Source organism: Microbispora sp. H10949 (assembly GCF_014161435.1).
Classification (GTDB): domain Bacteria; phylum Actinomycetota; class Actinomycetes; order Streptosporangiales; family Streptosporangiaceae; genus Microbispora; species Microbispora triticiradicis.
This window is the reverse complement of the sequence record NZ_JABBWZ010000002.1, coordinates 443,696-455,843: the sequence shown is the minus strand read 5'-3', so window position 1 is coordinate 455,843 and position 12,148 is coordinate 443,696. Positions and strand designations below refer to the sequence as shown.

The window sequence follows — 12,148 nt, the reverse complement described above, 5'->3', positions numbered from 1 at the left end:
ATCAGCGGGAGCGGAGAAACGCCGGGGACGCGTGGGGCCGCCGATGGCCCGGACCCGCGAGGACATGGTCCGGTGCCGGCCGTCAGGTGGGGAGGACGTAGCCTCCCACGGAGGACGGGATCACGAAGGAGTCGATCCGCGTCAACCGGTGCGTCGTGCGGTTCAACCGGTACCAGGTGTGGAGCCTGCGCTCCTCGCCGCCGACCCGGCGGTCGGAGCGGGTCAGGACGTCGATGTGACCGGCCTTGTCCCAGCGCGCCCGCAGAGCGTCCTCCCCCGTACGGAGCCGGATGGTGATCGTGCTCTTCTTGCCGGTGGCGAGGTTGCGGGTGACGACCATGTTCCGAACAGACTTGCCGGTCTTCGTCCACTTGGTGGCGGCCACGGTGACGCCGTCGGGGCCGAGGTCGCCCCGCATGTAGACGGAGCGCCGCAGCTTCACCGACCACGTGCCGGTCGAGTAGAGCACCGCCGTGCGGTTGTTCCCCGCCATCATCCGTCTGCCGTCGGGGCCGAAGTCCCAGGTCTGGTATCCCCTGGGCAGGGTGAAGACCTTCCCGGTGGTCGTGTCGGCGACTCGGTCGACCTCCCATTCGGAGGCGTCGACGCCGCGCATGCTGACGTACCGCCCGCCCGGAGAGAGAGTCAGCGCGTTCATCTGGAGGTCGTCCGGCCAGGTCACCCGGGGGATCTCGCGCGCCCTGCCGGTGGCGGCCGTCCAGATCGTGAGCACGCCGTCCTTCCCGCCGAAGTACGCCGCCTGGGCGCCGTCCTGGGAGACGGCGACGACGGCGGCGGCGACGTACTCGTCGTCGCCCACCGTCCTGCGCGCGCCCGGGAGCGCGACGACGCGTCCGTTGCTCAGCCACAGCTTCAACGGCCCGCACGCGTGCCGGCCGCCGTCGCTCTGCAGGCAGGAACCGAGCCCGGCGTAGCGGATCACCGGCTTGGCCGCTGCGGCCTCGGCATGGGGAGTGATCGTGAGTGGGGCGGCGGTCACGACCGCGGCCAGGAGTACCCGGTACGGCATTCCGGCATCTTCGCACACCGTCACGGACGTTCGGATGCAGAAAGCAAGAGATGGTTCAGCCGGGGAGAACCCGCACCTCTGCGGCGGGCAGGTCGGCCCACCAGCGGTCGTAGGCGCGGTAGAGCCGGGTGTCGCGGCCGGTCAGCAGCGCCACCAGCGCCCGGGCCTCCTCGGCGAGCCCCTCCCACGCCTCGGCCGGCAGCGGGTGGAAGGCGGTCGCCTCGATTCCGCCCTCGACCTGGCGCCACACCCCCGCGACGTACCCGTCGACCAGCAGCGTCGGCAGCACGTCACCGTTCGTCCGGATCACGAGCCTGCGGTACTCCGGCGGGAGGACGCGGCTCCGGTCGGCGTACGCCAGCAGGACGCTGTCCCACATGGCCATCAGCCGGGGAGGGGCGGGGGTGTCCGCGGCGGGCCGCGGCGCGCCCGGCACGTCGTACAACTCCGCGCCGCCGGGCCCCTCCACCCGCTCCAGTACGGCGGAGAGGGCACCCAGCGCGCCGCGCACCCTGGACCGCTGCACCAGGGCGAACTGCGCCACATCCGCCACCGACGCGGGACCGAAGCCCTCCAGGTAGCGGGTGACCAGCGTCTGCAGGTACTTGTCGGACAGGTCCCTGTCGTACGGCGCCGGCGGCGTCCCCGACGCGACGTACGACGGCCGTGGGCCGAACGACCACGGCCCGCCCATCGGAACGTGCAGCAGCGGCGCGAACGACCGCACCGCCCACCACACGCCCTGCGGCGGGACGGCGAGCCGTTCGGCGAGCCAGGCCTGGACCTCGGCGTTGGTGCGGGGGCGGTCCGCGAACTCCAGCAGATCCGGGAGGAGCGCGTCGGCGTCGGCGGCCCCGAGACCGCTCTCTGTGAAGCGGCGGTCGCCGAGCCTCGCGCCGCGCAGCGTCGGCTGCATGGCCGTGTGCATGGTCGGGTGGTCGTCGGCGTGCACCACGTGCAGCGTGATCCGCATCAGCGTCGCCTTGACCAGCGCCCGCCCGGCGAACGCCACGTCGAGGTCGGCAGGGTCGAAGGCGGCGAGCCGGTTCCACAACGCGATGTACGGTGAGGCGGGCTGCTGCGCCTGTAGCGCGACCACGCGCCGGACCGCGTCGACGATGCCGACCGGCTCCCGCCGCAGCAGCAGTTGCCGGGCGAGCGTGGCGCGGTTGAGGTCCTGTGCCGTGATTGTCATGGTGCACAAGGACTGTAACGGACCCCGCGCCCTCGCGGATCGGCGCTCTACGAGAGCGCCTCGGCCTCCTCCGGCCGTCCCAGCCTGCGCAGCACGATCGCGAGGTTGCCCCGCGTGATGAGGGTGTCGGGGTGCTCCTCGCCCAGAACCCGGCGCTGCGCCTCCAGCACCACCCGATTCTCGGCCTCGGCCTCCTCCAACCGCCCCCGCTCACACAGCACGGTGGCGAGGTTGCCCCGGGCGGCGAGGGTGTCGGGGTGCTCCTCTCCCAGAACCCGGCGCTGCGCCTCCAGCACCACCCGATTCTCGGCCTCGGACTCCTCCAACCGCCCCCGCTCACACAGCACGTTCGCGAGATTGCCCCGGCTCTTCAACGTGTCCGGGTGCTCCTCGCCCCGAACCCGGCGGCAGATCTCCAGCTCCGCCCGTTGCTCGGCCTCGGCCTCCTCCAGTCGTCCCAGCCCGCGCAGCACGATCGCGAGGGAGCTCCGGCTGTCCAGCGTGTCCGGATGCTCCTCACCCAGAACGCGACGCTGCACCTCCAGCGCCGCCCGGTGCTCGGCTTCGGCCTTCTCCAGTCGTCCCAGCCTGCGCAGCACGGTCGCGAGGATGCCTCGGCTCTTCAACGTGTGCGGATGCTCCTCGCCGAGGACCCGGCGGTGCGCCTCCAGCACCGCCCGGCTCTCGGTCTCGGCCTCCTCCAGCCATCCCAGGCTGGTCAGCACCGCCGCGAGGTTGCCCCGGCTGCCCAGCGTGTACGGATGCTCCTCACCCAGGGTCGCCCTGTCGATCGCCAGAGCGTGGGACGCGAAGGTGTGAGCGCGCCGGTAGTTGCCCTCGTCGCGTTCGTGGCGGGCGGCCTCGCGGAAGATCTGGTCGTGTTCCCAGGGTTCGCCTCCAATGGAGTGATGGCGGACCAGGTTCTCCACATGAGGGCTCAACACCCGCCGGCGAAGGCGCCCGTCGGACGGGGACAGCCTCGCCGAAGCCGTCCAGGCGCCGGCCAGCCAGGCCAGCGCGAGGTCCGGAGCGGACCCACCCTTTGGGGCCGGCCTCGTCTGGTCCTCGCCCGCGACCACCGCCTGCACGAGCCGGTGGACGGAGACGGTGTCCTCGGTCAGCGTGACGAGGCTGTAGGAGTGCAGCAGCCGCAGCGCGTCCAGCACCATGGGCTTGTCGTCGTCACCGCCCAGGACGTCACGGGGGATGTCGTCGGGGGCGTAGCAGGCCAGCACCCGCAGCAGACGCACCGCGTAGGGATCGCGCTCGCCGATGGTGTCCAGGTGGACGCGCCAGAGCCGGGCGATGGTCCGCTCGGCCTCTCCTCCCTCGGGAAGTGCGGCGTACATGTGCGCGGGACGAGCCGTCAACAGGGACAGATACCCATCGGGGCTGATGCGGGACTCGCGGATGTAGGCGCCGGCCTGTTCCAGCGCCAGCGGCAGATGCCCCAGCTCCGCGGCGATCGCCTCGATCGCGGGCCGATCGCCGGGCCGGTCCCGCTCGCCCACCGCCGCGATCAGCTCGGTCGCCGCGACCTTGTCGAGCACCTCCAGGGGGAGCGGCCGTACGCCGCCGGGCCAGCGCACCAGCCGCCGCGTGGTGACCAGGATGTGCCCGGTGTGGAGCTGGCCCAGCAGGTCTCGCACATGCGCCGGATCCTCGACGTTGTCGAGCACCAGCAGCCAGTCTTCATGGGCCTGCAGCCACCCCCGCGCCCAGTCGGCCGCCTGATCCCTGGTCAGGGCCGGCACCGTCGGCGGGTGCAGCCGTTCGGCCAGCTCGGTCAGTCCGGCCTGGACCCGCTCGGGGCTCTCGGCGGTGATCCACCAGGTCAACCGGTAGCGCTCCCGGTTGGCGGCGGCGTACTGGCGGGCCAGTTCGGTCTTGCCGACACCACCCAGGCCGTGGATCACCTGGCCGATGACCACCCGCGCCCGGTCCCCGGACAGCTCGTGGTCGAGCAGGGTCAGCGCGCTCTCCCGCCCGACGAACACCGCGGCGGGGCCGTCGGAGACGTTCGTCAGCTTCGCCGGCAGGTCCACCTCGCCCGGAGCGCGCAGCGTCCCCGGCTCCAGCCTGATCGTCCGGTTGTCGACGGGTGAACGATCGCCCGTGGTCACTACTCCGGAGATGTGCTCGGCGGCCACCGCCCTGTCGCCCGATGCCTCGATCTCGGTACGCCCTGGGAGGTCGTGTCCCCCGTGCTCGGCTGCCACGTGGTGGCGCGCGCCGTCTCCGGTGGAGACACTTGCGGCAGCGGTTCGCGCGCCGATCGACCGCGGCCCGGACGCGGTCACGCGCACTCCTGTGGCCTGACGGTCGGACCGCAGAGCGCGGCGGCTGAGCACCACGCCGTACCAGGAAAGGCCCAGGCCGAGCAGCCCCACGAACACGCCGATGACGCTGGCCCACTTGTCGGCGTCGTCAAGACCGGCCCTGAACAGCAGCACTCCCAGCGCCACCAGGGCGAGGCCCGCGACCGTTCCGCCCGCTGTCCGCCACCCGCGCCTCATGGAATCATGATGAACCGCACTCCGAAAACGTGTGGCTACTCATGAGAAATCGCAACGGAGCGCCCTTCTCCGCAATTGGCGGGAATTACTTGCATAACCGCCCGAATCAGCCCTTGGTCACGTTGCGGAGGCTATATCAGGATTCGCGAAGAGGGCGGTGCTCACAGCGGGGCGGCCGGTCAGGCGATGGTGGCCTGCCACCGCCCGCGCTCCAGCCGGATCGCGCCGTCAGGGCTGATGGTGACCCATGCCCCGTACAGGGGCAGGCTGCCGTCGACGAGCCACTGATGGCGGATCTGGTCGAGAATGTCCCAAAGACGCCGCGGCCCGCCCTGGTGGACGAGCGGGGCCTCGTCGCGCACGCCCTCGGCACGCGCCCAGGAGCCGTCCGCGTGGACCATCCACGCCGTCCGCCGGCCGTCGTCACCCGCCTCGAACCAGTGCGAGACGCCCGGAGCGGTCACCTCCAGCATCGACCGGAGCTCCCACGCCTCGATCACCTCGACCATCGGGTACCGGCCGCGTCCGACGTCCTCGCCGTCCTGGTCGCGGATCTCCTCGAACCTGGCGCTGAGCCCGGGCGGGTAGTCCTCGCCGTGCCGGGTCGTCATGAACCCCGCCCGATCCCACTGCACCCGCCCGAAGGCGCCGCCGTCGCCGGTCCTGTCCGCGACGATGATGATCATCGTGTTCGCGATCGTGGTGACGAGGCGCCCACCGGGACGCAGCGCCGCCAGCCAGCTCGCCGGGACCGGCCGTACGGACACCATGGCCGCGATGCGGTCGAACGTCCCCGGCAGGGGCCCGGTGGCGTCACAGGTGACGACCCTCGGGTGCAGGCCGATCCTGTCGAGCCGCTCGGTCGCGGCCTCGGTCAGGTAGGCGTCCAGGTCGACGCTCGTCACGTGCCGATCGCCGAGCCGCCGGGTGAGCAACGCGGCGCCGTACCCGGAGCCGACACCGACGTCGAGCACGTCGACGCCGTCCTGGATGTCGGCGTGCTGGTACATGCGCACGGCCAGGCCGGGCAGAGTCGAGGACGACGTCGGCAGTCCGGCCGGGTGGTCCTCGCCCGAGGCATGGTCGGCGTGTGACGACCCGACCCGGGTCACGAGCGACACGTCGGAGAAGGCCGCCTTCAGCCATTCCCGCTCGTCGGCCGGCCCGTCCCGCAGCGTCCAGAGTCCGCCGCGGTGTTCCCACCATCTCGGGACGAACAACTGGCGCGGAGTGGTGGCCACCGGCCCGCGCCAGCGCGAGGCGGGCCGGGTGACGTCGGCGGCGAGCCGTGCGGCGTGCTGTTCCCAGGTCATCGTTTCCTCGTCGTGTCCGGGTCGCGGAAGCGCGGGTCACAAGCGGTCCGGTCCGGCGTCACACGGTCCCCGCCCTCCTTGACCGGTCCGGCGCCCTCATTGTCCCTGGCTTGGAGGAGAACCGTGCGTGAACCGCACGGTGATGGACAGGCCTCCTTCAAGGCGTGCGCGGGCGGCCAGGGTGGCGTGGTGAGCCTGGGTGACGGCACTGACGATGGCGAGGCCGAGGCCGTACCCGTCGCGGCCGTGCCGTTCGGGCGCCAGTTTCTGGAAGGGTTGGAAAAGTCGCTGGATCTGGTCCTCGGGGACGACCGGCCCGCTGTTGACGACCGTGAGGGCCACCTGCGTGCCGGAGGTCCGCGTCGTGACCTTCACGTGCCCGCCTGCGTGGTTGTGGCGGATTGCGTTGTCGACGAGGTTGGCGACGAGGCTTTCGAGCAGTCCCGGGTCTCCGGCCGTCACCGCGGGCGTCAGGTGGGAGACGAGGTCGACGCCTCTCCGCGTCGCCTGGTCGCGGCGGGAGGCGAGCACTCCTCCGGCGACGTCGGCGAGGTCGAGGGTGTCCCAACGGGTGACGCCGCGCTCGCTGGTGGCCAGGGCGAGCAGCGCTTCGACGAGCCGCTCCTGGTATCCGCCCAGAGCGAGGGCCTCCTGGCAGGCCGAGCGCAGGGTGCCGGCGTCGGCGTCGGGGTCGGCGAGGGCGACTTCGAGGAGGGTGCGCAGGCCGGCGAGAGGGGTGCGCAACTCGTGGGAGGCGTTGGCGACGAAGTGACGCTGGGCGTCGAAGGAGGCTTCGAGCCGGGCGAACAGGTCGTCCAGGGTGTGACCGAGTTCGGTCAGCTCGTCCGTGGGCTCGCCGAGGTCCAGGCGCCGGTGGAGGTTCCCTGCGGAGATGATTTGAGCCGTGGCGGTGATGGCGCGCAGCGGATCCAGGAACCGGCCGGCGACGTACCAGCCGAGGGCCAGGGCGACGGGAACCAGGACGACCAGGGCGACGGCGGACCCGGTGAGGAGTTGGGGCAGGCCGATCCCGGACTCCGTCTCGGTGACGGTGCTCGGTTCGGGCAGGCCCGCTGGTCTGGTCTCCTGGATGCCGGCGAGCGGGAGGTCGACGAAGACGAGCACCAGGACTCCGGCGGCGTAGACGCCCGCCGCGTAGACGAGTGCGAGCCTCTTCCGCAGGGACCTTCTGGCGAGTCGCCGGGAGGTCATGCCGGTCCGATGCGGTAGCCGCCTTCGCGGATGGTCTCGATCACGGGCGGGTCGCCGAGTTTGACCCTCAACCGGTGCATGGTGTGCTTGACGGCGCTGCTGAAGGGGTCGGCGGCCTCGTCCCACACGCGTTCGAGCAGTTCCTCGGCGGAGATGACCAGGCCGGGTACGGCGAGCAGGCATTCGAGCAGGGCGAACTCCCTGGGGCTCAGGTCGAGGCGCCGGCCCGCCCGGGACGCGGCACGGCGGGCGGGATCGAGGGTGATGTCGCCGCATGCCAGGGTGGGCGGCAGCGGCGGGGTGGCGCGGCGGGCCAGGGCGCGGACGCGGGCGACCAGTTCCGCGAACGCGAACGGCTTCGGCAGGTAGTCGTCGGCGCCGAGGCCGAGCCCGTCGACGCGGTCCTCGATCGTGCCGGAGGCGGTGAGCATCAGTACGCGGGTCTCGCAGCGACTGTTGGCGAGTCGCCGGCAGATCTGGTCCCCGTGGACACCGGGCAGGTCGCGGTCGAGGATGACCACGTCGTAGCGGGTGACGGCCAGGCGGTCGAGGGCGGCGGTTCCGTCCAGGACGACGTCGACGGCCATGCCCTCGCGGCGCAGTCCGGTTCCGATGGAGCGGGCGAGGACCTCGAAGTCTTCGACGACGAGGACCCTCACCGCCGCTCACCGCCGGCCGTCGGGCGGGCGGGGCGGCCGGGTCGAGGTGCCATGTCTCCACGATGCCAGTTCCCCGGTCGCAGCCGGGTCGCGGCGGCCGCGACCCGGCTGGAACCGGGTGCCCCGTACAACCGTCGCCATGAATCCACTGAAGCCTCGCCGGCTCGGCCGGCAGGACGGTTTCCCCCAGGTGCTGCACGCGGAGTGGACCAGGTTCCGCACCAGGCGCGGCTGCGTGCTCGCCATGGCGGCCTCCGTGCTGGTCACCGTGTCGCTCGGACTGCTGATCGCCGGGGGCGTCCGCAGCACGTGCGTGACCGGGAAGGGCGAGGGCCCCTGCCCCGCGCCTCTGGTGGGCCCCGACGGCACGGCGGTCAGCGACAAGTACTACTTCGTGCACCAGCCGCTCAAGGGGAACGGCGCCATCACCGCCCGGGTGTCGGACCTGACCGGGCAGATGCGGATGCCGGACGCCGTCCCCGGGGTGCGCAACGTCAAGGAGGGGGTCGTGCCGTGGGCGAAGGCCGGGCTCCTGGTCAGGCAGAGCCTCACGCAGGGCACACCGTACGCCGCCGTGATGCTCACCGGAGAGCACGGCGTACGGATGCAGTACGACTACACCCACGACGTGGCCGGTGATCCTCACGACGGCCCGCGGTGGCTGCGACTGACCAGGTCGGGCGAGACCGTCACCGGCTACGAGTCGGACGACGGCAGGACGTGGACCGAGGTCGGCACGGTCACGCTGACCGGACTGCCCGAGACGGTCGAGATCGGGCTGTTCGCCACCTCGCCAGGGGTGCTGTGGAAGACGGCAGAGGCCTTCGCCCAGGCCACCGCCACCTTCGACCAGATCACATTGCAGGGCGCCGACGGTCCGTGGCGCCGCGACGACGTCGGCGCCGTCATGGAGGCCGACGGCAGGACGCCGCACCACCCGGGCGGGGCCGTCGAGTCGGGCGGCAGGTTCGTCGTGACCGGGGGCGGCGACATCGGGCCCGCCACGATGGAGGGCGGCGTACGCGCCGACCTCATGCTGACCGGCGGGGCCCTGGGACTGATCCCGGTGCTCGTGGCGGCGGTCACGTTCCTCACGGCGGAGCACCGGCGCGCTCAGGTCAGGACCCTGCCGCAGCCGGCGCGGCCGCTGGCGGCCAAGGCCGTCGTGGTCGGCGCGGTCGGGTTCGCGGCGGGGCTGGTGGCCGCAGGGGTCGTGGTCCCCGTAGGCCTGGCGATACTGCGTGCCCACCAGAACCCGGTCCAGCCGATCCGCCTGAGCACCGAACTCCGGGTGATCGTCGGCTATGCGGCGCTGACCGCGGCCGCCGCCGTACTGGCTCTGGGCCTCGCCGCGCTGGTCAGACGGACCGTCGTCGCCGTGGGGCTGGCCGTCGCGCTGGTCGTCGTGCCCTACCTGCTGGCCACCGTGGGCCTGCCGTCATGGCTGCTGACGATCACCCCGGCCGCCGGGTTCGCGATCACGCAGAGCGTCCCCACCTTCGCCCACGTGGACGTGATCCCTTCACTGCTCGGAGGCTACTACCCGCTCCCACCATGGGCGGGCTTGGCCGTCACCTGCGGATACGCCGCCCTCGCCCTCGTGGCGGCGACAGCCGTACGCCGCGGACAAGTGCCACCTCCGGGTCCGCTCACCTGAAGGCCCGAGAGCACCGGACCGGACGGCGGAGCCGGAGCGGTCAGCCCAGCGAGGCCGCCTTGCGCAGCAGCACCGAGCGTTCGCGCTGGTTGGCGCACAGCCGGGCGGCCAGCTCCAGCTCGGCGCGGGCTTCCGGTCGCCGTCCGAGCCGGGCCAGCAGCTCACCGCGTACGGTCGGGACCAGATGCGAACCGGGGAGCCGGTCCGAGGCGATCAGCTCGTCCACGATGGCCAGAGCCTGCGCCGGGCCCGAGGCCATGGCGACGGCGACAGCCCGGTTGAGCTCGACCACCGGCGAGGGTGCGACCCGGCCGAGCGCCTCGTAGAGCACCACGATCCGGTCCCAGTCGGTCGCTTCCACCGAGGGCGCCGACGCGTGGACGGCGGCGATGGCGGCCTGCAGTCCGTAGGGGCCGAGGCCGCGAACCGACGCCCTGGCCAGCGCGGCCAGCCCACGGCGGATGGCCGAGAAGTCCCACCGCCGCCGGTCCTGCTCGTCGAGCAGGACCGGCGAACCGTCCGGGCCGGTCCGGGCCGGGAAACGCGCGGCCGTCAGCTCGCACAACGCCAGCAGTCCGTGCACCTCCGGCTCGTCCGGCTGCAGCGCGGCCAGGGTGCGGGCGAGCCGGATCGCCTCGTACGCGACGTCGGGGCGCAGCAGCCGGTCGCCCGACGTGGCCGTCGACCCCTCGGTGAAGATCACGTAGAGGACGCTGAGCACGCCGCCCAGCCGCTCCCGGCGCTCGGCGGCCGGCGGCAGCTCGAACGGCACCCCGGCCGCCGCGATCGTCTTCTTGCCCCGGGTGATGCGGGCCTGCACGGTCGGCACGGGTACGAGGAACGCGCGGGCGATCTCCTCGCTGGACAGGCCGCCGACCACGCGCAGGGTCAGCGCCACCCGGGCCTCCGGGGAGAGCACCGGGTGGCAGCTGACGAACATCAGCGCCAGCACGTCGTCATCGATCCTGTCGGGATCGATCTCCTCGTCGACCGCTGATTCAGCCGCCGAGTCGGCCGCCAGCAGGGCGTATCGGTCCTGAAGGGCGGTCCGGCGGCGGATCGCGTCGATCGCCCGCCGCCGGGCCGTGGCCATGAGCCAGCCGGCCGGATTCGCCGGAGCGGCGAGCGGCCACGACACCAGCGCCTCGGCCACCGCCTCCTGGGCCGCGTCCTCGGCCAGCCCGAAATCGCCGGTGAACCGGGTCAGCGCGGCGACGATCCGCGCCGACTCGATCCGCCAGACGGCCTCGACATCGGCCGTACCCATCAGATCCGGCCCCTGCTCTCGTTGATCACTCGCCGACCTGCGGGACCTCGTCGCTCCCGGGCACCCGCCGGACCTCGATCTTCGACCCGGGGGCCGCCGGGACCCGCTTGGCCCACTCGACCGCCTCCTCTTTCGAGGCGACGTCGAGCAGGAAGAAACCCCCGAACAGTTCCTTGGTCTCGCCGTACGGCCCGTCCGTGACCACCGGGGTCTCGCCGCTGAAGTCGACCACGACGCCCTGGGCCGGATCGTCCAGCCCTTCCGCCGCGAGGAGAACGCCGGCCTTGACCGTCTCCTCGATGAAGCGGTGGGTCCTGGCCATCAACTCCTCGATGTCGGCCATCATGGCCGCGTTCGACTCGTCGGTGCCCCGCATGATCAACAGGTACTTCGACATCGCGTTCTCCTCGTCCGGCGGGGCCGCCTCTCGGCCCTCGCACCCCTACGTCGAACGAGCGGCCCGCGGATCGACACGGCCCCGGAGAAATCTTCCACCCCATCGGCATCACTTCGCCATCTGCCGAGCACGAACGCCGAAACGACGCCGAAGAAGACCGGCACGCTGCCGCGTAGCCGCAAACGCCGACCCGTCCACCACAACCGGGGCAACGTCAGCCGATAATCCATCTATTATTGCCACACAAGCGAATCAATTTTCCGACTGTGGCCGATCCTGGTAGCGAAATATCCCGCACTCTCGGCGGAACGCATCCGCCCGATCGATCGAGTCGGAGCGGTATCGGCGAACCTGGAAACGGTCCGAGCGCCTGTGCTCCACGATGACTCGCTGTGTCGGCGAATGCGATGGGTCTTCTGATCGCAGGCAGGCCAAAGAGAACTGTTGGCGTTTACCGGGACGAATCACAAGCCTTATCTATGACACCCGGTTCAATCCACCCTCCATGTCGAGGACTGGCTGACAAATCAGCAGGTAGACGCGCCGGCTTGCCGGAGTAGCGGTCACCCGCCTCCTCGCACTATCGCATGGACGGGGCCTCGGCACGATTTCGGACGTACTGGAAGAGTCGCCCAAGGGGTGTGCTTATCCCGGTTGAAGTGCCATCAGGGCACCGGATGGATGGACCGACCCACAACCGACCGCATCTACGGCAGTCACGGCCTCCTGGGCAGCCGGCCCCCTCTCCGAGTCGGACGTCCTTCACAACCCGATAGGGACTCGCGCCGCAGCCTTGATCATTGTTACCCACAGTTACGATCTTGTGTCCGCGCCTCGCGACGGCCTCGAAATTTCTTGAAAATAGTTTGGCAGGCATATTTGCGCTGGCCGCCGCCGGCTCG

Annotated in this window: 9 protein-coding genes; 1 reads left to right on the top strand and 8 read right to left on the bottom strand. The window is 71.5% G+C overall.

Features of this window, described 5'->3' with window-relative positions; genetic code table 11:
- Nucleotides 1-82: 82 nt before the first annotated feature.
- From HHX40_RS06300 to HHX40_RS06275, 6 genes are all read right to left on the bottom strand, one after another.
- Nucleotides 83-1,030, bottom strand: coding sequence for a hypothetical protein (locus HHX40_RS06300; protein ID WP_182879750.1), 948 nt, complete (start codon nucleotides 1,028-1,030; stop codon nucleotides 83-85).
- 55 nt (nucleotides 1,031-1,085) lie between these two features.
- The gene (locus HHX40_RS06295) at nucleotides 1,086-2,225 is read right to left on the bottom strand and encodes a winged helix DNA-binding domain-containing protein (protein ID WP_182879749.1); all 1,140 of its coding nucleotides are present in this window, start codon (nucleotides 2,223-2,225) and stop codon (nucleotides 1,086-1,088) included.
- 47 nt (nucleotides 2,226-2,272) lie between these two features.
- Nucleotides 2,273-4,741 (bottom strand): tetratricopeptide repeat protein, encoded by a 2,469-nt coding sequence (locus tag HHX40_RS06290; protein ID WP_182879748.1) that lies wholly within the window; start codon nucleotides 4,739-4,741, stop codon nucleotides 2,273-2,275.
- 179 nt (nucleotides 4,742-4,920) lie between these two features.
- On the bottom strand, nucleotides 4,921-6,054 hold the full coding sequence (locus HHX40_RS06285; RefSeq protein WP_182879747.1) for a methyltransferase domain-containing protein: 1,134 nt from the start codon (nucleotides 6,052-6,054) through the stop codon (nucleotides 4,921-4,923).
- 96 nt (nucleotides 6,055-6,150) lie between these two features.
- Nucleotides 6,151-7,266: a sensor histidine kinase gene (locus tag HHX40_RS06280; protein WP_182879746.1), complete on the bottom strand. Its 1,116-nt coding sequence runs from the start codon at nucleotides 7,264-7,266 to the stop codon at nucleotides 6,151-6,153.
- Nucleotides 7,263-7,925, bottom strand: a complete 663-nt coding sequence (locus HHX40_RS06275; protein ID WP_182879745.1) for a response regulator transcription factor — start codon at nucleotides 7,923-7,925, stop codon at nucleotides 7,263-7,265. Before HHX40_RS06275 ends, HHX40_RS06280 begins: the two co-directional genes overlap by 4 nt.
- A 139-nt stretch (nucleotides 7,926-8,064) precedes the next feature.
- Here HHX40_RS06275 and HHX40_RS06270 point away from each other — a divergent pair, with 139 nt between their 5' ends.
- Nucleotides 8,065-9,582, top strand: coding sequence for a hypothetical protein (locus tag HHX40_RS06270; protein WP_182879744.1), 1,518 nt, complete (start codon nucleotides 8,065-8,067; stop codon nucleotides 9,580-9,582).
- Nucleotides 9,583-9,622: 40 nt separating this feature from the next.
- On the opposite strand, the gene HHX40_RS06265 is transcribed toward HHX40_RS06270, so the two are convergent.
- Together HHX40_RS06265 and HHX40_RS06260 are read right to left on the bottom strand one after the other, a co-directional pair.
- On the bottom strand, nucleotides 9,623-10,849 hold the full coding sequence (locus HHX40_RS06265; protein WP_182879743.1) for an RNA polymerase sigma factor: 1,227 nt from the start codon (nucleotides 10,847-10,849) through the stop codon (nucleotides 9,623-9,625).
- 25 nt (nucleotides 10,850-10,874) lie between these two features.
- Nucleotides 10,875-11,246, bottom strand: a complete 372-nt coding sequence (locus tag HHX40_RS06260; RefSeq protein ID WP_182879742.1) for a YciI family protein — start codon at nucleotides 11,244-11,246, stop codon at nucleotides 10,875-10,877.
- Nucleotides 11,247-12,148 lie beyond the last annotated feature (902 nt).